Consider the following 23,276-nt stretch of genomic DNA (forward strand, 5'->3'; position numbering starts at 1 on the left):
TTACGTGGCGCCGGTCTGTTAAATCAGCCCAGCGTCCGCTAGTTTTTGCTCCAGAGCGACCAAATCCGGGATTCGAGCCTGCACGTCACCGAGGTTGACCGCGTCCAGCTCCAGCGGAGCCAGCATTACGTCCGACCGCGCAAGGCCCGCATCAACTTTGACCGAGCGGGGGATACCCTGAACCAGCAGGGCAATGAACTTCACATGATCGCGCCCACCCAGTGCATTCAGCACTGCAACCCGTGCCAGCGACCCCGTTTCTGCTTGCCCATCAGATGCCGCTTCGAAGGACAATAGCGGCAACGTCAGGTCTCGCCAGGCGACCTGCCCAAGAAACCAAGGTGGTGTATTACCCTGCGCGGATTGCGGGGCACGGTAAGGGATCAACTCGGCCACAGCGACGTTGGGCAACAGAAGCGTTCGGTCGGCCAGCGGGACCAGCAGACCGGTCACGCTGGCAGCAGAGTCTTGGGTAATAACGGATTGGCTCATAAGGTATCCCGTTGCAAAGCCGCAACGGGCTGGCTGGCCTGTTGCACAAAATGATTGACCAGGGCCTGGGCAAGTTCACGCGGATCGCCACTGAGCGAGCTGTAGCCGCCCTCTCGAAGACTGTCCGGCATACTCGAGCAGACGCACGACTCAGCTCGCTGCGTCCAGACTCTGCCGCCCTGACGCAATACATAGGCGGCAGCGGCACTGCCGTCGCTGCCCATCCCGCTGAATGCGATAACACCGCAACGGCCACCGTACTGCTGCGCTAAATTAAGCATCATCTGATCGATAGAGGGGCTGTACGGTTCGGGCCAACTCCGCCCGGTCAGCAGCATGGCCCCGTCTTTATCAAAACCCATTTCCTGGCTGATCGGCACCACCACAACCTCACCGCAGCGAATCCGGTCGTTCTCACGGCTCCGCACCACGTTCCATTCGCTGTGTCGCCCTACGACCTGTGACAGGGCCGATTCGAAATTGGCCTCGATGTGTTGTGCGTAGACGAATCCAACCGGCAACCCGCTCGGTAGCGCATCGAGAAAGCCCTTAACGGCCTCGGGCCCGCCCAGGGATGCGGCCAATAGCCAGACCTCGGGTGCTGGCTGACCCACTATGGAGGCGGCACCTGCAAGCGTGCGGGGAAGTTCAAGGCGTGAAAGACGCTCGGTGTCCTCGCGCAACCCCTCGAGACGAGGCCCCACAGCCCGAGACGGGTCTCCGACAAGCCGCTTGAGCTTGCCAAACAATCGCCGCTCCCAACGCGGGTAGTGCTCTGATTGGCGCTCCGGCGCATGCCCCTCGCCGAACAGCACCGGACAGCTGTCCCGTTCGAGCAGCGCGTTGACGAGTGGCGAATCTTCCGTCTGGGCAAGATCGACAAGCCACAGGTCAGCCTTGACCGTTATCAGATCGTCTTCCTGGAGGCGCGCAGGATCGCTGTTGAGCACGACGTTGTATCCATTGGAGCTCAACGCCTGCTGCAACACATGCCGCTGCAGCGAGGTGTCAGCAATGACACCGATGCGGGCCGCAACGACGTCACTCATGACGCTTGACCAGTTTCTGGATCGTCTCGAGCAGCAATGACTCCTGATATGGCTTCCCTAGGTATTCATTGACACCGATGCCCATGGCGCGGTCCCGATGCTTTTCACCGGTTCGCGACGTGATCATGATGATCGGAAGATCCTTCAGATGCTCATCGTGTCGCACGAGGGTTGCGACTTCGAAGCCGTCCATCCGCGGCATTTCAATGTCCAGAAGCATGATGTCCGGCTTGCGTTCCTGCAGCTGCGTGATTGCGTCAACGCCATCCTTCGCCGTCAGTACGTTCATGCCGTTTCGCTCCAGCAGGCGACTGGTTACCTTGCGCACGGTCACCGAATCGTCCACCACCATGACCAGGGTCGGACGGTCAACTTCGATCTCGGCGGAGTCATCGTAGTCAAGGAGGCCCAGTGGCTGCTGTTGTGTGAGCAGATGAGCATGCAGGACGCGGATGGTTGCGAGCAGGTCGAGAATCACTACTACGCGGCCATCACCCAGAATGGTCGCGCCAGAGATGCCCGGGACGGTCGCGAACTGCGGCCCAAGGCTCTTCACCACGATTTCGCGGGAACCGGCCAGGCTATCAACCTGCACCGCCACACTGTGCTCGTTCGAACGCACCAGGATTACTGGCAAAGGCAGACTTTGCCCTACTAGCTTGGGCCGCTGACCGTTGTTCAACAGCTCGCCGAGGTAGCGGAGCTCGTAGGTTTGTCCCGCATACTCGAAGCGCGAGGCACCCGGCTGGTAGTAAGCCTCCAGCTCATATGGCGAGACCCGCACGATGCCTTCGATCGTATTCAGAGGGATCGCGTAAAGGTCTTCACCGGAGTAGACCATCAGGGCCCGGTTGACCGAGACCGTGAACGGCAACCGGATCAGAAAGCGCGTGCCGCTTCCGAGGGTCGACTCGATGCTCATAGAGCCGCCGAGCTGCTTCACCTCCGAATGCACCACATCCATACCGACGCCGCGACCGGAAATCTGCGTCACCTGCTCGGCGGTGGAAAAGCCCGCTTCGAGTATGAACTGCAGAACCTCATGGTCTGTCAGGTCACTTCCCGGCAGCATCAGACCGCGCTCAATCGCCTTGCGCCGAACAGCTTCAAGATTGATGCCCGCGCCGTCGTCGGCCAAGGCAAGAACGATGTCGCCGCCCTCGCGACTCAGATCCAGACGGATGTTGCCCTGCTCGGGCTTACCAGCCGCGACGCGCTTGGCTGGGGATTCGACACCGTGATCCACCGCGTTGCGGAGCATGTGCTCCAGTGGCGCGACGATGCGTTCAAGAACACTGCGGTCCATCTCGCCCGTCGCGTTGCCAACATGAAACTCGACCTGCTTACCCAGCTCGCTAGCCACTTGGCGCACGATGCGACGCAAGCGCGGCACCAGCCGATCGAAGGGCACCATGCGAGTACGCATGAGACCTTCCTGAAGTTCAGTGTTGACCCGCGCCTGCTGCAGCAACAATGTCTCGGCGTCGCGGTTACGCGCCGCCAGGGTTTCCTTAAGATCGAGCAGGTCGGACGCTGACTCGAATAGCGCCCGCGAGAGCTGCTGGAGCTGGGAGTGCCGGTCCATTTCCAGGGGATCGAAATCGTCGTAACCCGCACGTTCCGCCTCGGCCTGGTAACGGCTGAGGATCTGCGCTTGGGTCTCGGTATCCAGCCGCCGCAGCTGGTCACGAACCCGCTCAATCGTGGCCTCCATTTCACCCAATGTGAAGCCGACGTCGCTGACCTGCTGTTCGACCCGACCGCGAAAGATAGAGGTCTCGCCCGCCAGGTTCACCAGGCCTTCCAGGAGATCCGCCGGGACCTTCACTAACTCCTGCGGAGCTCGACGAGAAGCGGCATCCAGCGCCGCTTGCTCTGCACGACGGATGAACGGGAGGACCTTGGCCGGCGCGCTGGCGACCTGCGCCCTCGCGCTGGCAGCCACAATAGGTTTATCGAGCGTGATCACAGACGAATCGGCACGGGCCTCCCGAACACTTTCCTGCGGTTGCTCGGCCGAAGGTGCCGCCGGCTCGCTCGCCAAGCGCGCGCGCATCGATTCGACTTCCTTGAGCAAGGCGTCATAGCCACCCTGCACGTCTAAAAACAGACTGTCCGTCCAAGATCCGCCCTGCCCCTGCACATCACCAAGGCGCTGTTCAAGATCGTGCGCCATATCTCCAAGTTGGGCTTGCCCCGCCAGGCGTGCGCCGCCCTTAAGCGTGTGCAATACGCGCATCATGTCGACCAGAGGAGCTGCGCTGTCACGTGTGGCCTCCCATCGCGCCAGCGCGGCGTCCATCTCTTCCAGCAGTTCCTCGGCCTCTTCGACAAAGATGTCGAGAATCTCGGCTTCGGCTGAGTCTTGAGCGGACGTCAGGGCGACGCTTCCGGGCATGCTCAGCTGCTCTTCCGGGCTCGCTCGAAATTGCCGGATCGTGTCAATCAGGTCCTGACCATCGGGCAGCGATTGATAGGCGCGGACCGCATCGAGCATCGCCGCAAGCCGGTCGTGACACGTCTGTAGCAACCTGAACAACACTGGGCTTGCGCGGTATTTACCCGCGCACAACCCCTCGTACAGGTACTCCAATTCATGCGCAAGATCGCCGATCTCGCGAATGTCTGCCATCAGGGCGCCACCCTTGAGGGTATGCAGGTCTCTCTGCAGCGCTTCGATCTCTAGGCTATTGCCAACATCATCCATCCAACGCTGCAAGGACGCACCGGCGCGTTCGATGATGTCGAAACCTTCCTCGAGGAATATCTCGACCAGCTCGGGATCACGATTGTCCCAGTTGCTGGTTTCAAGCGACGGGAGTTCCGCCATCGCTTCAGGCGTCTGATCCTCATCCTGATCCTGATCCTGATCCTGATCCTGATCCTCAATATGCTCGACAAGGTCGGGCTCTGCAGCCGCAGCCGCAGCCGCTGCGCTAGCGTCTTCTATAGTTTCAGGCTCGAGGATGAACGCGTCATCGGCTGAGACTGCGATCTCAGCTTGATCGATGTCCGCACTTGGTAACGCCTCTGCCTGGTCAGGCTCCGACTGGCCATCGCTGTAAGCTTCGTCCCTGTGCTCTGTTGGTGCGGACAAGAGTGTTTCATCGTCGGCCGCCATCGAGCCATGTTCATCATCGCCCGAGCCCATCGCGTGGTCGAACGTTAGGGCATGGCTTTGAAAAGTTGGAGTGACACCCTGTCGATAAGCTCGAATAAGCTCAATGAGGCCCGGCGCGGCATCCATTGGCTTGTGCGCCTGGAGCTGCTCCAGCTGAACGGCGAGTTGATCATGGCTACGCAACAGCAGTGCGGCAAGATCATCAGTGTGCACGTAGCGGCCGTCGGAAAGCCCTTCGTAAAGAGTCTCGAGCTCGTGTGCTAGATCGCCGATCGGCCGAACTTCGGCCATTCGCGCGCCACCCTTGAGGGTGTGCAAGTCACGCAGCAGGGCTGAGAGCGCCAATTGGTTGGAGGGGTCGCCAAGCCAGCGGTCGAGTGCGCCACCGGCACTTTCAAGCAGGTCGACAGCCTCGTCGAGAAATATCTCGACCATTTCTTCATCCAGATCGTCCGAGACTGAGTGAGCCTCAGCGGGCCAGGCTTCTGCGTCGGGTATCTCATGGGCGCGACTGTCAGCCACCGGAGCGTCCGCAACCGTTTCTGCTGGTCCTTCCTCAGCAGGCAGCTCATAAGCGTGTGGGTCAATTGCCTCCGCTAATAAGTCTTCGAGGCGCGCAACCAACTCTGGCTGTCCGGTGACCTGCAGACCGGCTGCGACCTGATCCATCATGCCGACCAGGGCCTCGTGACCTTGCTCCACGTCGTCGAAGAACCGCGCACTTACTGCGAGGCGGCCGTCTTGTACAACCGCGTACAAATCAAGCAGTACCTGGCAAAGCGCGTCGATCTGAGGAAGCTCTGCCATTTGTGCACCAAGGCCCAGCGTCGTCAGCTCTTCAAGCAGTGCCGTCAGCTCTTGGCGTTCTGCAGGATGCTCGCGCCAGCTCTGCAACAGGTCCTCGGCGTCGAGCAGAATGTTCATGCCCTCGGAGAGAAAGAGCGCAATCATCCCTGGATCGCGAGGCTCACCCTTTTCGTTTTCGCCTCGCTCGCCAGCATCGGTCAGTCGCTTCTGATGCAACGCCTGAACCTGTACGACGAACTCGTCCGCGCCTTCGATGGGCGCCAGTGGATCATGCTCGAGATTTTCCAGCCCGCGACGCAGCAGCTGCTCCGCTGTATGCAGAAGCTCCGCCTCTGCCAGAGCCATTGGGATGAGGTTAGCCTTGAACTCCTTGACCATTTTTTCCAGCGGGGTAGCAATTTCCGCCACCGGGAGGATCCCCGCCATGTGAGCGCTGCCCTTGAGCGTGTGCAATGCTCGCTGCAGGGCGTCGGTCACCGGTTGCGGAAGGCGCTGCGCGCAATCGGCTAGAAAGTCCACCAGCGTACTGATGTGCGACTCTGCCTCATTGCGGAAAATCTCAAGCAGTTGGGGGTCTAGCGCATCTTCAACAATCAGCTCCTGAGCCGGCTTATCGAGAGAGGCACCACCTTGGGGACCAGGATCGGTCGGCTGCCCTTTGGCAAGGGCATGGGCATAGGCGGCCAGACGATCGACGTCGTCGCGTTGGCGCTGCGCTTTTGCAGCAAACTCATCGACCAGGGCAGGCATCAGCGCAACGACGTCGCCCACTATGCTTTTTACCGAGCCGCTTGCCTCCACGCTCCGGTCGAGGACGCGGTTGAGCAAGTTTTCCACAGACCAGGCCAATTCACCGATCACCAGTGCGCGCACCATACGCCCACTACCCTTGAGCGTATGAAAGGCCCGCCGCACCTCGCCGAGCGCATTCTTGTCCGCTGTGTCGGCGCACCATCGTGGTAAGTATTCGCCGATGGCTTCGAGCACCTCAGCGGCCTCCTCGACAAACACCTCAAGCAGGTCCTCATCGACAGGCTCCTCCCCTTCAGGCGGGGGCAGCAAGCTCGGAGGCACATGCTGGGCTGGCGGGTTGATCGAAACAACCGGCGCAGCCATGACATCTTCCAGACTCATCGCTGGCTCTGCAGGGGGTGCTTGCTCCATCAACTCCGGAAGCACGACCTCAGGCATATTGAGCTCAGCCATTTCGGCTTCGCTCCACTCCAACGTGTATTCAACTGAATCGTCTGCGGTCAGCTCATCCGGGCCCTCCAATAGGCCCTCGCCTTCCGTGACGATCATCTGCTCAGGTTCAGGCTCGGTAAGTTCGACATGCTCAGTCGACCAAGTATCGAACTCGAATTCCCCAGCATCGTCCACGTCAACGGTTTCGTGGCCTGCGCTCCCCTCGATGATCTGCTCTGAATCAACCAGCATCGAGACTTCAGCAGGCGTATCGAGGAACGGCACCTCGGCGTGATCCTGCTGCTCCGTATCCAAGGCATCGACACTTGGCTCCGGCAACAGCACCTCGATCTCGTCCAACGGGTCGGTCCCAGCAAACTCTATCTCCGAACTGACCTGCTCGTGCTCTATCGCTGGCGGTTGTTCGCGCAAGGAATAGCCAAGCGCCTGCAAACTTTCTTCAGCGACATCGAGGATCAAATCGCCCTGGGAGCCACAGTCTTCGCTAAGGCGCTCAAGGTAGTACTCAACGCTGGTTATCGCATCAGCGAGGGTGTCCAGACTTTGCCAGTCTGGGATTGCTTGTGGCTCGAGCAGCTGCTCCTGGATATAGCGGTTGCATGCATCCAGAAGGGCGGCAGCTCGCGTGAGCGGGACCATGGCCAGCCCACCGCGCGACTGAGTGAGCAGCTCCGGCACGCGAGCCAGATGCTGATGGTTCCACTGAGAAGCAATGAACTCGATGATCGCGTCTTTGGCCTGCTCGAGCCCCGTACGTGCTTCTCGGATCACCAGTTGATGTATCTGGGCGACATCGGTGGTCGGCAGGTGACTTTCTTCGCTTCGCTCGTCAGAGGTGCCGCCGACCATACCGGCCAGCGTCGCCTCGACATACAGCAGCGCACCTGCGACATCCATCAATGCAGCATCGTCGGGCTGCTGATGCCCTTGCGCCAACGCATCGACCAGCCCGATCTGATCGAGAATGATCCGGCGTGGCTGCCCAAAACCCAGCACTGCGAGCGTGTCTGCTATTTGCTTGAGGGGTGGCTGCAGCGCACCGAGCTCAGCGAGCCCCATGCGGTCGCTGCGTACGAAGAGATCCAAGCTGTCCTTGACCCTGACCAGCTCTTCGCAAAGGGCGGACACAACCGAGCGCATAGCACCGCGATCCGGACCGGACAGCTGGGCACGCTCTTCGTCGACCACAGCGCTATCTGGCAGCGCATCATCCAGGCTGTACTCAACCTTCAGGGCCTGAATACGCGGCGAGAGGGTAGGCGCCTTAGCCACATAGAAGAGCAGATTTTTCGTCAGCTCATCAGGTGCGGCCTGATTGATTCCGTCAGCACCCTGGGCGACTAAACGCTTTAGCTCCTTATCGACCTGGCGAAGCAGATTCCGAATAGTGGTGCCATTGTCGACTGCGCCGCTGGCCATTCCTTCGACCACACCCGATGCGATCTGCCACAGCGCTCCCAGCGGCGCGTCCTTGCAAAGCATTTCCAGCCGCGCGAAAACACGCGCCATGTAACCCAGATTGGTCGGTAGATCTTGATTACGAATCACGCCAACGAGCGCAACCTGCAACATCTGCCGAAGTTTACGAAGCAAGCCAGGAAGATCCGACGTTTGTCGCTGAGCGAGGAATTCGCCCGATAGCGCTGGCGTTCGGGCAGACATATTCGGCGAAAACAGGCTGGTTTCAGATAGCAGCTTTTCGCCACGCGCGGCACGTAAATCGTTGAGCAAAGGCAAGACGACCATTGGCAGGTCGCGACGGGCACTCTGTATGCGGTCCAGATAAACCGGCATTTGCAGAATGGCCTGCATTAACACTTCAAGCGCTTCGTTCTGGTTGGCAACGCGTTCGTCCAGCAACGCGCGGGCAAGCTGCTCCATCTCCTCAGCAAGCAGTGCAGCGCCGTAGAACTCAACCATCTGCAACGTTCCATGCACCTGATGTACATAGGTCATGCAGAAGCGCATCCGCGTCGAGTCTTGCGGGTTTTCGACGAACGCTTCCAAGGCCTGCCGCGCCTGCTTCAGCGTTTCGGCAATCTCGCCTTTCACCCACTCCAGGGCGACATAATCGTGCCGATCACCCATAGCGACTCCGCTCATAAACATTTCCGGGTAAAGGCCAGAACCTGGCTGTCGGCAACCGGAACGAGCTCCGGATGCTGCCAGCCAACCACCTCGCCAACGCCTATAACCAACAATCCTCCCGGCGCCAGGCGTTCAGCCAGACGATTGAGGATTTCGCGGCGGCGCCAGCGGCGGAAGTAAATCAACAGGTTCTGACAAAAAATGACGTCCATATCGGACATTGGCGCACCGGCAAGCTCCAGCACGTTAAGCCGGGCAAAGCACACACGCGCCGCCAGGCTGGGAATCACTTGAAATCGGTCATCCGGGATCGCTTGGAAATACCGCTCGCGTAATCCGGGGTCGAGTTGGTCTAGCCGGCGGCTACTGTAGAGGCCATCTCGCGACCGGCTCAGCGCGCTGAGGCTGATATCGGTCCCGATCACACCGAACTGTGCGCCCTCACCGTCATGCTTCAACGCCTCGGAGGCACAGATCGCCAATGAGTATGTTTCCTCACCACTTGCGCAACCCACACTCCACAACGACCACGGCTGGGCGGTGCTACGTGATCCTCGTTGCTGCATGTAGTCAGTTAGCAACGTAAACGACGGTAGGTGGCGAAAGAATCGGGTTTCCTGAACGGTTAACCGATCCATCAGCGTCGACCATTCCACCGCTCCTTTTGGACCGTTAGTCACCTGACGGTAATAGGTAGCGTAATCTGACACGCCGACCTCACGCATTCGGCTGGTCAGGTTGGTTTGAAGAAACGTTCGACGTTGCTCGGTGACGACCATGCCGGAGCGTTCTTCGAGCAAGGCGCGCCAAGCGTTAAACTCGCCTGATGACATATCAGCCAAGGGTCTCAATGACCAGTCAACGCTTGGCTGCATGCCCTGCCCCTTGCTCATGAACTCTCTCGGCAGCCATCTCTGGCTACCGTACTCTCAATCAGACTTGGTCCTGCGTTTCCGGCAAGGTAAAGCCGGATACCGAGTGGCGCATCTCACTGGCCATCTTCGCGAGATTACCAATGCTCTTCGCTGTAGCAGTGGTACCGGAAGATGTCTGCGAGGTGATTTCCTGGATAACGTTCATGGTGTTAGAGATATGGCCGGCCGAGGAAGCCTGCTGACGCGCCGCGTTAGAAATGTTCTGAATCAACGCTGCAAGGCTCTTCGATACCTTCTCAATCTCCTCCAGCGCAACCCCTGCGTCTTGGGCAAGGCGAGCGCCTCGCACCACTTCGGAGGTGGTCTGCTCCATGGAGATAACCGCTTCGTTGGTGTCCGTCTGGATCGTCTTGACCAGCGCCTCGATCTGCTTGGTCGCTGCAGACGAACGCTCCGCAAGACGCTGTACCTCGTCCGCTACCACGGCGAATCCGCGGCCCGCGTCTCCGGCCATGGAGGCCTGGATGGCTGCGTTCAATGCGAGGATGTTCGTCTGGTCTGCGATGTCGTTGATCAGGCTAACAATGTCACCAATCTCTTGAGACGATTCGCCGAGTCGCTTGATTCGCTTCGACGTGTCCTGGATCTGCTCACGGATGTTATCCATGCCGGTGATGGTGTTATGCACCACCTCGTTACCTTTGTTCGCAATTGCTACAGAACGCTCAGCTACCGCCGAGGATTCAGCGGCGTTAGCCGATACCTGGTCGATCGATACAGCCATTTCGTTGATCGCGGCCGAAGCGCCAGCAATCTCTTGGGCCTGATGTTCGGAAGCCTCTGCCAGATGCATGGCGGTCGCCTGGGTTTCCTGAGCCGCACCCGACACCTGAACAGCCGTCTGGTTGATCGTTTCGACCAAGTCTCGAAGCTGGTCAATGGAGTAGTTGATCGAGTCAGCAATCGCGCCAGTGAAGTCCTCGGTAACCGTGGCGGCTACGGTTAAGTCACCGTCAGCCAGGTCACCGATCTCGTCGAGCAATCGCAGAATTGCCGTCTGGTTGCGCTCGTTCTTTTCCGCAGTCTCGCTCAGACGCCGGCGCGTTTCTTGAACCATAACCAAACCGATCAGCAAGATCGAAGCAAGCGCCAACGCACCGAGAACATAGCCAGCGAGGGTGTTGATATAACGGGCATCAGCACGACCTTGAAGCCCTTGGGTCAGAACAGAGGTCTTGTCGAGAAGGGTTTGCGACACCTCGAAAATGCTGTTGGATGATTCCCGCACCTGGAACAGTTCAGGTGACGTTTCAAGAATCTCGTCCACCGAGCCGGACACGAATTGGAACAGCTCTGAAATTGCGGCAAGGCGATCCAGAGCCTCGACATCGCTTACTCGGCTGATGCCCATGGCCTCGTTGCCTTCGAGCATCGCGTTAAGAACGCGGCCGAACAGACTTGCATCGCGACCAAACATGTCCGCCGCTTGGACCGAGTCCTGATCACCCGAAAGCACCTTGTTCACCGAGCCGAGAATACGCTCGGCGAGCAACGATTGGCGCTGTGCAACTGAAACCTGAGCGGCAGGTGCTCCACTTTCCAGAAGAATGTCTACGACTTCTTCGTACTCTACCTGCAACTGCGGAATGGTTTCGGCGAGGGTTGCAGCTACCTGATGCAAGGACAGCACGGTCTGTTCGCTGGCAAGAATCGCGTCAGTGTTCTGCCGCAACGTATCCCAGTCCTGCTGCACTGCGGCAACCTCAGCGTGTAGTGACTGCGGCACCGCAGGCAAACCAATGCGATCATCGCCTACGGACAGATAGCCCCAGCGTTCACTGAAGTCGTTTCGCGCGTCTTTCAGCGAGTCGAAAGCTTCAGGCGTGCCGGCGGCAGCTTCTACCGCGTTCTTCGCGATACGCTGAGACAGAACTCTCAGCTCGCCTGCGTGTCCTATGTACTCGTTGTCATAGTCGGCTTGAGTATTGATGTACGCGAAGTTCACGAACAACAGCACCATCGAGACGATGAGAAGGATAAACAGCCCGGCGATCAACGTATTGCTACGTATTCCTGCCAGCAATGCATTCGCGTTCAATTTTTTCATTTTTTCCGGCCCCCGCCTGGACCACCCGTACGTTTCCTTCCAAGAACCAAAAGGCCGGCATCAGCCGACCTCACCTAAATCAATACGCCACATCCAAGAATGTCTGGTGGGCGGCAAGCGCGTGCGGGCTAAAAACCAGCCACGGCTGCTCACGCTGAAAAACCCCATGGATAAATGGTTGAATCGATGCCTCAACCGGCGGCAGCTGTTCGGAGAAAGCATCGACAGCAAAGTGCTGCATGCCAAACACCTCATCGACCGTCAGCCCTGCGAACACCTCTTGGTGATCGACTACCAGCACCCGTCGCTGCTTGCGCAACGGCGACAGTTCGAGGCCGAAGTAGCCACATAGGTCCATGACCGGCAACAGCCTGCCGCGAACATTGGCAACGCCCTTTACCCAGGCTTTCACTCCCGGCAGCAGCGTGTAGCGCGGCTCGTGGAGGATCTCTCCAACCTCCCCCATTGGGGCCACGAACAAACGCCCCCCCATTCTGAAACCGATGCCAGCCCAAGTCTGAATAGCTTCTTGCTGCGAAGGCAGGCCAGCAGCCAGCGCCCTGCAACGGGCATCGATCTCAAGGAGACGCTGAAACGGCGTAGGCATATCCGACATGCTGACAACATCCCTTGTCTGAACTACGAAACCACCCTTAACCGGCAAGCACGGCGTTCAGAGTTTTTAGCAGTGTCGCTTCGTCTACTGGCTTAGTCAGGTAATCCTTCGCGCCCTGGCGCTTGCCCCAGACCTTATCGGTTTCCTGATCCTTGGTCGTCACAATGATTACCGGAATGTGACTGGTTTCAGCATCTTTGGTCAGTTGACGGGTGGCCTGAAAACCATTGAGCCCAGGCATAACGATATCCATCAGGACAGCATCAGGTTTTTCCTGGCGCGCGAGCGCCACACCATCAGCACCGTTTTCAGCTTTAAGAACGACGTGACCATGCTTTTCAAGCATGGCCGTCAACTTGTACATCTCGGTCGGCGAGTCATCAACAATCAGAACGCGAGCCATGGTTTCTCCGTAGGGAAGGCTTCAGCGGCACACAGGGCCGAACTTCAGGATACTTGCTCTACAGGTGCGAAGTCAGGCACATGCGCCTTGATTGCACCGAGCAACTCTTCTTTGCTGAATGGCTTGGTGAGGTATTGGTCCGACCCCACGATCCGCCCCTTGGCTTTATCAAACAAGCCATCCTTGGACGACAGCATGATTACCGGGGTGGATTTGAAAGAACTGTTGTTCTTGATCAGCGCGCAGGTCTGATACCCATCAAGCCGGGGCATCATGATATCGACGAAAATGATACGCGGGTGACTATCTGCGATCTTGGCGAGCGCGTCGAAGCCATCCACCGCCGTAATCACATCACAACCTACTTTTTTCAGCAGCGTTTCGGCGGTGCGACGAATCGTTTTCGAATCGTCGATCACCATGACCTTCAAGCCCTCGGAGTGCTGTTCCATTTCGCCCTACCATCGCCTCGGTGAGTCGTAGTTTATCGTTATGTCAGTGCGCCAGAGGCCCTGTCATCGATGGGCTGCACCCAATCGCGGGACCTTTTTAGCACACTCCTCAAGTGCAAGCTATCTGCCGCCAGGGCAGCGGGATTTTCCTTGACCCAGCGCACAACCACCGCCAATCTGCGTCGAAATTTCAGACCCTCAGGCAGCGCCGCCCTGCCCTTTCGCTGGAGAACACCACATGACTGTTCGCATCGGGATAATCATGGATCCAATCGCGCAGATTGCCTTCAAAAAGGACAGCTCTCTTGCCATGCTGCTGGCAGCCCAGGCGCGCGGCTGGACGCTCTACTACATGGAACAGCGGGACCTTTATCAGCTTGAAGGCGAAGCGCGCGCCCGCATGCGTCCTCTCCGCGTTTTCAACGACGCTCAGCGCTGGTACGAGACAGAGGACGAGGTCGATAGCGCACTGGCGGAACTCGACGTCATCCTGATGCGCAAGGACCCACCCTTCAACAGCGAGTATGTGTACGCCACCTATCTTCTCGAACTGGCTGAGCAAGCCGGCACGCTTGTGGTCAATCGCCCACAAAGCCTGCGTGATTGCAACGAAAAATTCTTCGCGACCCGTTTCCCGCAGTGCACGCCACCAACGCTTGTCAGTCGACGGTCCGACATTCTGCGGGACTTTGCGCGCTCGCAGCGTGACATCATTCTCAAACCCCTCGATGAAATGGGCGGCGCTTCGATATTTCGCCATCGGGAAGGCGACCCGAACCTGTCGGTGATATTGGAAATACTGACCGATCATGGCAGCCGCCAGATCATGGCGCAGCGCTACATTCCGGCTATCGCCGAAGGGGATAAACGAATTCTCATGATTGACGGTGAGCCGGTACCCTACTGTTTGGCCCGAATCCCTGCAGCTGGCGAAACCCGAGGCAATCTCGCCGCTGGTGGACGCGGTGTCGCCCAACCGCTTTCTGACCGTGACAGGGAGATCGCCGCCATCGTCGGTCCGGAGCTGCGCAGACGCGGACTGCTGTTCGTCGGACTGGACGTCATTGGCGATTTTCTTACCGAAATCAACATCACCAGTCCGACGTGCATCCGTGAAATCGACAATGCGTTTGACACTCGCATCGGCGAGCGGCTGATGGATGCTATCGCCGAGAAGCTCCGAGACCGATCCGTCGCCTGAAAACGGGCGTGCGGCTTTCCCGGTTCATCTTTTTAAGATGCGCACGAACCCGGCCGCGCCGCAGCGACCCAACCGCACTATTTTAGTGAGGCGGCAACACGTGCACCGCCTCGTCTCGACGACTCACTAAAGCTGCCGCCTGGTTCATAGACTTTTATAGTCACGCTGGGCAGACTGCGCGCACTTCGAGCCGACTGTGATGCGATGAACGCTGTTACACGACAACCCACTTCTGTTACAGATGTCCGCCCAGCGGATCGTCTCGGCTTTACGATATTTCTCGCGGCCGCGCTGCACGGCGCCTTGATCCTCGGGCTCGGCTTCTCGTTGTCGGAGCCAAAGCAGATTAGCAAAACCCTGGAAATCACCCTGTCTACCTTCAAGAGCGAAGACAAACCGAAGGACGCCGACTTCCTGGCCCAGGACAACCAGCAGGGCAGCGGCACGCTGGAACACAAAGCATCGCCGAAAACCACCGAGCAAGCGCCGTTTCAGGACACTCAGGTGCGCAAGGTCACGCCCGCTTCGTCGCCTCCGCCTAGCGCTCGAAGCGAGGCGCCAAAGACAGCCGTTGCAACCCGTGCGCCGCAGCGGGAAAAGACGCCGGAAAAGTCCCAGAAGAACAAGCCTCAGCCACAGGCGCAGCCCGCACCCGTCTATGACAGCTCGCAGCTCAGCGCCGAAATTGCCAGCCTCGAGGCCGAACTTGCCCAGCAAGTTGAGCAATACGCCAAGCGACCTCGTGTCAGCCGGCAGAACAGTGCGGCGACCATGCGAGACATCAGCGCCTGGTATCGCGATGAGTGGCGAAAGAAGGTCGAACGCATCGGCAACCTTAATTACCCCGACGAGGCGCGTCGCCAACGGATCTACGGAAGCCTGCGTATGCTCGTGATCATTGATCGCAACGGTACCGTCCAAGAGCTGCGCGTGCTCGAATCCTCCGGACAGGCTGTGCTCGACGAAGCAGCCATGCGTATCGTCAGGCTAGCGGCACCGTTCGCTCCGTTTTCCGGCGAGCTGGCGCAAAAGTTCGACCAAGTTGAGATCATCAGAACCTGGCGCTTTGAGCGCGGTGACCGATTGTCGAGTCGCTAAACAGCGGATCTGAAGAGTCCGCAGCCCGGACCAGCCCGGAAAGCCTGCCCGTGCGGCTTCACGCCCTCGCCCGCAACGCTTAAGCTAGCGCCCATGAACGCGACCTCGCCCAGCTACCTTAAACATCATTTCCTGATCGCCATGCCGCACATGGCGGATCCCAATTTTGCCCACACGTTGATCTACCTGGTGGAGCACAACCGGGACGGCGCCATGGGACTGATCATCAATCGTCCCAGCGGGCTCAGCCTCGCGGATGTGCTGGAGCAACTGCGCCCGGATGGAGCTATCGCCCCGGCCAATCATGGGGTGCCGATCTTTTCAGGCGGCCCAGTGCAGACCGATAGGGGGTTCGTGCTGCATCCGGCCGAGAGCCAGTTTCAAGCAACGCTGGGGCTTGGTGAACTCGGCGTGACCACCTCCCAAGACGTACTTTTCGCGATCGCCGACGGTCATGGGCCACGGCAACATTTCATTGCGCTCGGTTACGCGGGCTGGGAGCCAGGCCAACTTGAGACAGAGCTGATCGACAACGCCTGGCTGAGCTGCCCGATGCAGCCGCAGATTCTCTTCGATTTACCCCACGATCAGCGCTTGGCCGCTGCGGCGGCTTCGCTAGGCGTTGACCTCAGGTTGCTTAGCACCCAGGTCGGTCACGCATGACCGCACTGCGCCTGCTGCTTGGCTTCGATTACGGCACTAAACAAATCGGCGTCGCAGTCGGTCAGGTGATTACCGGCCAGGCGCGCGAGTTATGCGTGCTGAAAGCGCAAAACGGCGTTCCGAACTGGACGCAGATCGAGGCGCTGCTGCGTGAGTGGCAGCCAGATGCGCTGGTGGTCGGTCTTCCGCTGAACATGGATGGCACCCCTAGCGAGATGAGCGCCCGGGCGGAAAAATTTGCCCGACGCCTTCACGGCCGCTTCAACGTGCCGGTGCATACCCACGACGAGCGGCTGACCACCTACGAAGCCAAGGGCGAGCGCCTTCGCGGAGGGCAGCAAGGCGGCTATCGTGAGCGGCCTGTCGATGCCCTCGCTGCGGCACTTCTGCTCGAAGGCTGGCTGCTCGCGCAGAATGGCTGACGCGCACCAAGGAGAAAGAAATGACCCTGCCGAACCCCGACCAGTTGTTGCCCGAAATGGCTGCTGCGCTGGATCAGCATCTCAGCAGCCGTGGCATATCAGAGCCTCGCTTCATTGGCATCCACACCGGCGGTGTCTGGGTCGCGCAAGCATTGCTGCTTCTGCGCGACAAGCAGGAGGCTCTCGGTGTTTTGGACGTCTCGTTCTACCGTGATGACTTCACCCAGAACGGTCTGCATCCGCAGGTGAGACCCTCAGCGTTGCCATTCGAGATCGACGGTCAACATCTCGTACTGATAGACGACGTGCTGATGAGTGGGCGAACTGTACGCGCCGCGCTCAACGAGCTATTCGATTACGGCCGCCCCGCCAGCGTTACGTTGCTTTGCCTGCTCGACCTCAACGCTCGAGAGCTGCCAATCCGACCGGACGTAGTTGGCGCTGCGCTATCGCTGCCATCAGACCAACGGGTCAAGCTGCTTGGCCCCGCACCGCTCACGCTCGAGTACCAGACTCTCGCCTCCGCCAACTGAGACCTTTTGTGATGACGCCTACCGACGCCAAGCGCCCGCTACAGCTGAATGACAACGGTCAGCTGCGCCACTTTCTGTCCCTGGATGGCCTGCCGCGCGAACTGCTTACCGAGATACTCGATACCGCCGACTCTTTTCTTGAAGTGGGTGCCAGAGCCGTGAAGAAGGTCCCGCTGCTGCGGGGCAAGACGGTGTGCAACGTATTCTTTGAAAACTCCACGCGCACCCGAACCACATTCGAGTTGGCGGCTCAGCGGTTATCGGCAGACGTGATTACGCTCAATGTCTCAACCTCGTCCACCAGCAAGGGCGAAACACTCACCGACACGCTGCGGAACCTTGAGGCGATGGCCGCCGACATGTTCGTCGTCCGTCACGCAGACTCCGGCGCCGCTCACTTCATCGCCGAACACGTCTGTCCCGACGTCGCCGTCATCAATGGCGGCGACGGGCGCCATGCGCATCCCACCCAGGGCATGCTCGACATGCTCACCATCCGACGACACAAAGGTGATTTTGAGAAACTCTCGGTGGCCATCGTCGGCGATATCCTGCACTCGCGGGTCGCTCGTTCCAACATGCTCGCGCTGAAAACCCTCGGCTGTCCGGACATCCGCGTAATCGGTCCGAAAACGCTTCTGCCAATCGGGGTCGAGCAGTACGGCGTTAGCGTTTACCACGACATGAACGAAGGGCTTCGCGACGTCGATGTCGTGATCATGCTGCGCCTGCAGCGTGAGCGGATGCAAGGCGGCCTGCTACCCAGTGAGGGCGAGTTTTATCGCCTCTATGGCCTTACGACCCAGCGCATGAGCCTGGCTAAACCGGATGCGATTGTCATGCACCCGGGGCCAATCAACCGCGGTGTCGAGATCGAGTCGGCAGTGGCGGACGGCAGCCAGTCGGTCATTCTCAATCAGGTCACTTACGGCATCGCCATTCGCATGGCCGTGCTTTCGATGGCCATGAGCGGGCAGACCGCGCAGCGGCAACTTGAAAATGAATACACAGCCGAGGAGCAGAACTGATGCCAACCGAGATCCTCGGTGCGCGCTTGGTCGACCCCGCAAGCGGGCGCGATGAAATCACAGATATCTACTGCCAAGACGGCAAGATCGTCGCCATCGGCCAGGCGCCTGTCGGCTTTAGCGCAGCGCACTCAATCGATGCCAGAGGACTGGTAGCTGCTCCGGGCCTGGTCGATCTCTCGGTCGCCTTGCGCGAGCCAGGCTACAGCCGCAAGGGCAATATCGCCAGCGAGACCCTGGCCGCCACGGCTGGCGGCATCACCAGTCTGTGCTGCCCGCCTGGAACAAAGCCTGTCCTTGATACCGCCGCGGTCGCCGAGTTGATTCTCGATCGGGCCCGTGAATCGGGTCATGCCAAGGTGTTTCCGATCGGCGCGCTCACCCGCAACCTGGAGGGCGAACAGCTCTCAGAATTAGTGGCGCTGCGCGAAGCTGGCTGTGTCGCGTTCGGCAACGGCCTGTCCAACTTCACCAGCAATCGCAACTTGAGCCGAGCGTTGGAATACGCAGCGACGTTCGACCTTACTGTGATCATCCACTCCCAAGACGCCGACCTGGCGGCCGGTGGCCTGGCCCATGAAGGCCCTTCAGCAGCGTTTCTCGGATTGGCCGGTATTCCGGAAACAGCCGAAACCGTTGCGCTGGCGCGCAACTTGCTGCTGGTGGAACAGACAGGCGTCCGAGCCCATTTCAGCCAGCTCACTACCGCCCGAGGCGCCCAGATGATCGCTGACGCCCAAGCGCGGGGACTGCCCGTGACGGCCGATGTGGCGATGTATCAGCTGATTCTTACCGACGACGCACTACACGGCTTTTCCAGCCTGTACCACGTGCAGCCTCCGCTGCGCAGTGCAGCCGATCGCGATGGTTTGCGCGAAGCCGTCAGATCCGGCGTCATCTCTGCGATATCGAGCCACCATCAGCCCCATGAAGCGGATGCCAAGCAGGCGCCTTTCGGCGAGACCGAGCCCGGGATCAGCAGTGCGGAGATCCTCCTACCGCTGGCATTGACGCTGGTGGATGACGGCCTGCTGGACCTTCCAACGCTACTGGCTCGTCTGAGCAACGGCCCGGCCGCTGCCTTGCGTCTTCCGGTCGGGCGTTTGGCCGTCGGCGAGGCTGCGGACATGGTCCTGTTCGACTTACGCCGCTCGACCGTCGCAGGCGAAACCTGGCACTCGAAAGGCCGCAACTGCCCCTTTCTGGGCCATTGCCTGCCGGGTGCGGTGCGCCAGACAATCGTGGATGGCAGAGTCGCCTTCCAGCGTTAACTCACGGGAAAGTGAGCGGCCGGCGCTGAACGGCCGCTTTTGGACATCCCGTTATTGGCGCTTTTCGATGTTGCGCATAGAGACCTGATCGTTCAGCGTCCAGAAATCATAAAGCACGCCCAAGAAAAACAGCCCGCCGGTACACAAATAAATCAGACCCGTGATCCATTTGCCCTGATACATCCGGTGCACGCCAAACACGCCGAGAAACGTCAGCAGGATCCAAGCCACGGTGTAGTCGATCGGTCCCGGCTGGAAACGCATGTCAGCCTCTCGGTCCATCGACGGAATCAGGAACAGGTCGATGATCCACCCGACGAAAAACAAGCCAAGGGTGAAGAACCAGATGGTCCCGGTAATCGGCTTGCCGTAATAGAAGCGATGAGAGCCGAGGAAGCCGAAGATCCACAAGAGATAGCCGATCAAGGTGCTATGGGTGTTCTGCCGCATCTGAGCCTCGCTGTCTGGTTGGAGTTACTTGTCGCCGAGCTTATCCGATTCACAAGCCGATGAAGCGTCTGCCGAGCGGACATTGCCCGTCCAGCCCGCCGTGATACTGTATATACCAACAGTATTAGGCGGATCACCATGCAGTTAATCGAGAAGCTCAGCGTCCTGGCTGACGCCGCAAAGTACGACGTGTCATGCGCCAGCAGCGGTGCGCCAAAACGCAGCTCGAGAGGCAAGAGTGGGTTGGGCGCTACCGATGGAATGGGCATCTGCCATAGTTTTACGCCGGATGGCCGTTGCGTGGCGCTGCTGAAGATTCTGCTGACTAACTTTTGCCTGTATGACTGCCAGTACTGTGTGAACCGCCGCTCCAGCGATGTGCCGCGTGCCCGCTTCACGCCGGAAGAAGTGGTGACGCTGACGCTAGATTTCTACCGCCGCAATTGCATCAGCGGTTTATTTCTCAGTTCCGGAATCATTCGCTCGGCGGATTACACGATGGAGCAGCTCAACCGGGTGGCCAAACTGCTACGCGAAGAGCACGAATTCCGCGGCTACATCCATCTCAAGACCATTCCGGATGCAGACCCACAGCTCATCGCCGAGGCCGGCCGTTACGCCGATAGACTAAGCGTCAACATTGAACTGCCCACCGAGTCCAGCCTTGTCCGCCTTGCTCCCGAAAAACAGGTCGTGACGATCAAGCAGGCGATGCATGCGATCCATGAGGGTGAAACCGAAGCGCAGGCGGAGAAGAGCAAGAACGCACCGCGCTTTGCGCCAGCCGGCCAGAGCACCCAAATGATTGTTGGTGCCGACACCACGGACGACAGCACTATTCTCCACACTGCTCAATCACTGTATGGCGATTACCGCTTACGCCGCGTGTACTACTCGGCGTTCAGCCCCATTCCGCACAGCCCTAAAACCGTGCCCTTCGAAGCGCCACCCCTGCTACGCGAACACCGCCTGTATCAGGCAGACTTTTTAATGCGCGGTTACGGCTTCAAGGCGCATGAACTACTCGCTGGCCCTGGAAACCTGCCGCTGGATATTGATCCCAAGCTTGCCTGGGCACTGTCCAACCGTGAGCATTTTCCAGTCGACCTGAATCGCGCCGAGCCATCCCTCATCGCGCGCATCCCAGGCATCGGCATACTCAGCGCCAAGCGCCTGGTCGCCCTTCGCCGGCAGAAACGCATTCGCTTCGAAGACCTGACCCGCCTTCGCTGCTCACTGGAAAAAGCCAAGCCGTTCGTCATCACCCAGGACTACCGGCCCAGTCTGGCCTACCGCGACTCTGGCACCTTACGCCAGCAGCACAGCGAAGGCCCCGCTCAGCTGGCGTTGTGGTGATGCGTCAGGTGCGCATCGATGGCACTTTCGATGGATGGCGCGATGCCGCCCGCGATCTGCTACTCGGCGGAAGCGCGCCGCATCAGGTGGAGTGGTTAACCGGCGATGCGCAAGGCTCCCTATTCGATGAAGCAGAGGTATATGCGCCGAATTACCCTAACGCGCACCGGCCACCTTTACGGATCCCGCGGCAATTGCTGACGGAGCTGGAGACCGCTGCACGCTTTCGAACGCAGGATCGCTGGAGCCTGCTGTACCGCATTCTCTGGCGGGTCGCTGAAGGTGATCAAACGGCGCGACTGGTGGGTGACCTCGATGGCAGCGAGTTGCATGCGCGGATCAAAGCAGTACGCCGCGAAGCCCATCACCTGCATGCATTTCTACGGTTCAGCCCTGCTAGCGCACAAAACGCGCCGGACTATGTGGCCTGGTTCGAGCCCGCGCACGACATCCTGCCCAGCGCGGCGCCGCACTTCGCTGAACGCATGGGACTGCACTCCTGGCTGATCGCGACACCGGGTGATGCGGCGCTATGGGATGGTCAGGTTATGCACTACATCAAGCCCTGCCCACCCGAGTGGCAACAGCTGGCGCAAACCGCGCGGGATCCCGGCGCGGAGCTATGGAAAACCTATTACGAAAGTACCTTTAATCCTGCGCGACTGAATCGCGAGATCATGCAGAACAATCTGCCGGTGCGCTTTTGGAAGAATTTGCCGGAAGGGCCGTTGATCCCGCAGCTAATGAGCCGCGCCCGAGCCGGCGCCCAGCGTGATGGTCAGGCCGAGCGCGTGGCCAGTCGTCCAGGCAAACGCATCGGTCTGCCCGGACAGCCCTGATCAGCGGAAGCTGCGGCCCGGATCATCGTCGCTGACTTCCAGCGTCAGACCCTGGGAGACGCTCGTCAGGTGCTCGCCATCGGTTTCCGACCCCAACTTGATCATCAGTCGCAGGTCGTTGGACGAATCGGCATGTAGTAGCGCGTCTTCGTAAGTGATTTCGCCTTGCACATAGAGGTTGTAAAGCGCCTGGTCGAAGGTCTGCATACCCAGATCAGTCGAGCGCTTCATCAGCGACTTCAGCTCGTGCACTTCGCCCTTGCGAATAAGGTCTGCCGCGAGCGGCGTGTTGATCAGCACCTCGATGACGGCGCGACGGCCTTTACCGTCGGGCGTCGGAATCAGCTGCTGAGCGACAATCGCCTTGAGGTTGAGCGACAAGTCCATCCACACCTGCTGCTGTCGGTCGGCCGGGAAGAAGTTGATGATCCGGTCCAGCGCCTGGTTGGCGTTGTTGGCGTGCAAAGTTGCCAGGCAAAGATGGCCGGTTTCAGCGAACGCGACCGCGTAATCCATGGTTTCACGAGTCCGAACTTCGCCGATGAGAATCACGTCGGGTGCCTGACGAAGCGTGTTTTTCAGGGCGACATCGAAGGAATCGGTGTCGATGCCGACCTCACGCTGGGTCACGATGCAGCTCTGATGCTGATGGATGAACTCGATCGGGTCTTCGATGGAAATGATATGGCCGCTGGAGTTCTTGTTGCGATAACCGATCATTGCCGCCAGCGAGGTGGACTTGCCGGTACCGGTGGCACCGACGAACAGCACCAGGCCGCGCTTGGTCATCGCCAGCTTTTTCAGAACATCGGGCAGTTTCAGGTCTTCGAGCGTTGGTATGTTGGTTTCGATCCGGCGCAGTACCATGCCGGCAAGATTGCGCTGGTAGAAGGCGCTGACACGAAAGCGGCCTATACCGCGTGCGCTAATGGCGAAGTTACATTCGTGATTTTCAGCGAACTCACGGCGCTGTTGCTCGTTCATCACCGCATGCACGGTCTCACGAGTCATCTCCGGCGACATTGGCGTCTTGTTCACCGGGAGGATTTTGCCGTTAACCTTCATCGAAGGCGGCACACCCGCGGTAATGAACAGATCGGAGCCGCCCTTTTCCACCATCAGGCGCAACAGTTTCTCGAATTCCATTGTCGTTCTCGTAGTCCCGCGTAGCCGCGTCGTAGCGAAGCGGAAGACTCGGC

Annotated in this window: 19 protein-coding genes; 9 read left to right on the forward strand and 10 right to left on the reverse strand. The window is 59.4% G+C overall.

Going from position 1 to position 23,276, the window contains the following annotated elements:
• Window positions 1-18: 18 nt before the first annotated feature.
• The 8 genes from K4O48_RS18275 to pilG all read right to left on the reverse strand — a co-directional run bounded on the left by K4O48_RS18275 (window position 19) and on the right by pilG (window position 13,216).
• Window positions 19-492 (reverse strand): chemotaxis protein CheW, encoded by a 474-nt coding sequence (locus K4O48_RS18275; protein WP_222909766.1) that lies wholly within the window; start codon window positions 490-492, stop codon window positions 19-21.
• Window positions 489-1,541, reverse strand: coding sequence for a chemotaxis protein CheB (locus tag K4O48_RS18280; RefSeq protein ID WP_222909767.1), 1,053 nt, complete (start codon window positions 1,539-1,541; stop codon window positions 489-491). Before K4O48_RS18280 ends, K4O48_RS18275 begins: the two co-directional genes overlap by 4 nt.
• The gene (locus K4O48_RS18285) at window positions 1,534-8,763 is read right to left on the reverse strand and encodes an Hpt domain-containing protein (RefSeq protein ID WP_222912155.1); all 7,230 of its coding nucleotides are present in this window, start codon (window positions 8,761-8,763) and stop codon (window positions 1,534-1,536) included. The genes K4O48_RS18280 and K4O48_RS18285 overlap by 8 nt, the downstream gene beginning before the upstream one ends.
• A gap of 11 nt (window positions 8,764-8,774) precedes the next feature.
• Window positions 8,775-9,638 (reverse strand): protein-glutamate O-methyltransferase CheR, encoded by an 864-nt coding sequence (locus K4O48_RS18290; protein ID WP_222912156.1) that lies wholly within the window; start codon window positions 9,636-9,638, stop codon window positions 8,775-8,777.
• A gap of 58 nt (window positions 9,639-9,696) precedes the next feature.
• On the reverse strand, window positions 9,697-11,745 hold the full coding sequence (locus K4O48_RS18295) for a methyl-accepting chemotaxis protein (protein ID WP_222909768.1): 2,049 nt from the start codon (window positions 11,743-11,745) through the stop codon (window positions 9,697-9,699).
• A gap of 79 nt (window positions 11,746-11,824) precedes the next feature.
• The gene (locus tag K4O48_RS18300; RefSeq protein ID WP_222912157.1) at window positions 11,825-12,361 is read right to left on the reverse strand and encodes a chemotaxis protein CheW; all 537 of its coding nucleotides are present in this window, start codon (window positions 12,359-12,361) and stop codon (window positions 11,825-11,827) included.
• A 37-nt stretch (window positions 12,362-12,398) separates the two neighbouring features.
• Window positions 12,399-12,764, reverse strand: coding sequence for a twitching motility response regulator PilH (pilH, locus tag K4O48_RS18305; protein WP_021206021.1), 366 nt, complete (start codon window positions 12,762-12,764; stop codon window positions 12,399-12,401).
• A 44-nt stretch (window positions 12,765-12,808) separates the two neighbouring features.
• Window positions 12,809-13,216, reverse strand: coding sequence for a twitching motility response regulator PilG (pilG, locus tag K4O48_RS18310; protein ID WP_019339789.1), 408 nt, complete (start codon window positions 13,214-13,216; stop codon window positions 12,809-12,811).
• Between the two features lie 238 nt (window positions 13,217-13,454).
• Here pilG and gshB point away from each other — a divergent pair, with 238 nt between their 5' ends.
• The 7 genes from gshB (at window position 13,455) to K4O48_RS18345 (ending at window position 19,432) form a co-directional block, all read left to right on the forward strand.
• Complete coding sequence (gene gshB, locus K4O48_RS18315) at window positions 13,455-14,417, forward strand: glutathione synthase (protein WP_222909769.1); 963 nt, start codon at window positions 13,455-13,457, stop codon at window positions 14,415-14,417.
• Between the two features lie 204 nt (window positions 14,418-14,621).
• Window positions 14,622-15,515, forward strand: a complete 894-nt coding sequence (locus K4O48_RS18320; RefSeq protein WP_222909770.1) for an energy transducer TonB — start codon at window positions 14,622-14,624, stop codon at window positions 15,513-15,515.
• A 93-nt stretch (window positions 15,516-15,608) separates the two neighbouring features.
• Window positions 15,609-16,178: a YqgE/AlgH family protein gene (locus tag K4O48_RS18325; protein WP_222909771.1), complete on the forward strand. Its 570-nt coding sequence runs from the start codon at window positions 15,609-15,611 to the stop codon at window positions 16,176-16,178.
• Window positions 16,175-16,600: a Holliday junction resolvase RuvX gene (ruvX, locus tag K4O48_RS18330; protein ID WP_222909772.1), complete on the forward strand. Its 426-nt coding sequence runs from the start codon at window positions 16,175-16,177 to the stop codon at window positions 16,598-16,600. The genes K4O48_RS18325 and ruvX overlap by 4 nt, the downstream gene beginning before the upstream one ends.
• 20 nt (window positions 16,601-16,620) lie before the next feature.
• Window positions 16,621-17,133, forward strand: coding sequence for a bifunctional pyr operon transcriptional regulator/uracil phosphoribosyltransferase PyrR (pyrR, locus tag K4O48_RS18335; protein WP_222909773.1), 513 nt, complete (start codon window positions 16,621-16,623; stop codon window positions 17,131-17,133).
• A gap of 11 nt (window positions 17,134-17,144) precedes the next feature.
• Entirely contained in the window at window positions 17,145-18,161 is a 1,017-nt protein-coding gene (locus K4O48_RS18340) for an aspartate carbamoyltransferase catalytic subunit (protein ID WP_222909774.1), read from the forward strand.
• Window positions 18,161-19,432, forward strand: a complete 1,272-nt coding sequence (locus K4O48_RS18345; protein WP_222909775.1) for a dihydroorotase — start codon at window positions 18,161-18,163, stop codon at window positions 19,430-19,432. The genes K4O48_RS18340 and K4O48_RS18345 overlap by 1 nt, the downstream gene beginning before the upstream one ends.
• A 51-nt stretch (window positions 19,433-19,483) precedes the next feature.
• Here the strand turns inward: K4O48_RS18345 and K4O48_RS18350 are convergent, their stop codons facing one another.
• A complete protein-coding gene (locus tag K4O48_RS18350) occupies window positions 19,484-19,882 on the reverse strand; it encodes an NINE protein (RefSeq protein ID WP_222909776.1) in 399 nt (132 codons plus the stop codon).
• Between the two features lie 138 nt (window positions 19,883-20,020).
• On the opposite strand from K4O48_RS18350, the gene K4O48_RS18355 reads away from it, so the two are divergent.
• Window positions 20,021-21,238, forward strand: coding sequence for a putative DNA modification/repair radical SAM protein (locus K4O48_RS18355; protein WP_222909777.1), 1,218 nt, complete (start codon window positions 20,021-20,023; stop codon window positions 21,236-21,238).
• Entirely contained in the window at window positions 21,238-22,077 is an 840-nt protein-coding gene (locus K4O48_RS18360; protein ID WP_222909778.1) for a TIGR03915 family putative DNA repair protein, read from the forward strand. The genes K4O48_RS18355 and K4O48_RS18360 overlap by 1 nt, the downstream gene beginning before the upstream one ends.
• Here K4O48_RS18360 and K4O48_RS18365 read toward each other — a convergent pair whose 3' ends face one another.
• Window positions 22,078-23,223 (reverse strand): PilT/PilU family type 4a pilus ATPase, encoded by a 1,146-nt coding sequence (locus K4O48_RS18365; protein ID WP_045164002.1) that lies wholly within the window; start codon window positions 23,221-23,223, stop codon window positions 22,078-22,080. It lies immediately after the preceding gene.
• Between the last annotated feature and the right edge of the window lie 53 nt (window positions 23,224-23,276).

The sequence above is a fragment of the Pseudomonas sp. DNDY-54 genome, from assembly GCF_019880365.1.
In the GTDB taxonomy this organism is placed as follows: Bacteria; Pseudomonadota; Gammaproteobacteria; order Pseudomonadales; family Pseudomonadaceae; genus Stutzerimonas; species Stutzerimonas stutzeri_P.

Coding starts and splice junctions, on each gene's coding strand:
- K4O48_RS18275 (WP_222909766.1), bottom strand. CDS start 492: ATGAGCCAATCCGTTATTACCCAAGACTCTGCTGCCAGCGTGACCGGT.
- K4O48_RS18280 (WP_222909767.1), bottom strand. CDS start 1,541: ATGAGTGACGTCGTTGCGGCCCGCATCGGTGTCATTGCTGACACCTCG.
- K4O48_RS18285 (WP_222912155.1), bottom strand. CDS start 8,763: ATGGGTGATCGGCACGATTATGTCGCCCTGGAGTGGGTGAAAGGCGAG.
- K4O48_RS18290 (WP_222912156.1), bottom strand. CDS start 9,638: ATGCAGCCAAGCGTTGACTGGTCATTGAGACCCTTGGCTGATATGTCA.
- K4O48_RS18295 (WP_222909768.1), bottom strand. CDS start 11,745: ATGAAAAAATTGAACGCGAATGCATTGCTGGCAGGAATACGTAGCAAT.
- K4O48_RS18300 (WP_222912157.1), bottom strand. CDS start 12,361: ATGTCGGATATGCCTACGCCGTTTCAGCGTCTCCTTGAGATCGATGCC.
- pilH (WP_021206021.1), bottom strand. CDS start 12,764: ATGGCTCGCGTTCTGATTGTTGATGACTCGCCGACCGAGATGTACAAG.
- pilG (WP_019339789.1), bottom strand. CDS start 13,216: ATGGAACAGCACTCCGAGGGCTTGAAGGTCATGGTGATCGACGATTCG.
- gshB (WP_222909769.1), top strand. CDS start 13,455: ATGACTGTTCGCATCGGGATAATCATGGATCCAATCGCGCAGATTGCC.
- K4O48_RS18320 (WP_222909770.1), top strand. CDS start 14,622: ATGAACGCTGTTACACGACAACCCACTTCTGTTACAGATGTCCGCCCA.
- K4O48_RS18325 (WP_222909771.1), top strand. CDS start 15,609: ATGAACGCGACCTCGCCCAGCTACCTTAAACATCATTTCCTGATCGCC.
- ruvX (WP_222909772.1), top strand. CDS start 16,175: ATGACCGCACTGCGCCTGCTGCTTGGCTTCGATTACGGCACTAAACAA.
- pyrR (WP_222909773.1), top strand. CDS start 16,621: ATGACCCTGCCGAACCCCGACCAGTTGTTGCCCGAAATGGCTGCTGCG.
- K4O48_RS18340 (WP_222909774.1), top strand. CDS start 17,145: ATGACGCCTACCGACGCCAAGCGCCCGCTACAGCTGAATGACAACGGT.
- K4O48_RS18345 (WP_222909775.1), top strand. CDS start 18,161: ATGCCAACCGAGATCCTCGGTGCGCGCTTGGTCGACCCCGCAAGCGGG.
- K4O48_RS18350 (WP_222909776.1), bottom strand. CDS start 19,882: ATGCGGCAGAACACCCATAGCACCTTGATCGGCTATCTCTTGTGGATC.
- K4O48_RS18355 (WP_222909777.1), top strand. CDS start 20,021: ATGCAGTTAATCGAGAAGCTCAGCGTCCTGGCTGACGCCGCAAAGTAC.
- K4O48_RS18360 (WP_222909778.1), top strand. CDS start 21,238: ATGCGTCAGGTGCGCATCGATGGCACTTTCGATGGATGGCGCGATGCC.
- K4O48_RS18365 (WP_045164002.1), bottom strand. CDS start 23,223: ATGGAATTCGAGAAACTGTTGCGCCTGATGGTGGAAAAGGGCGGCTCC.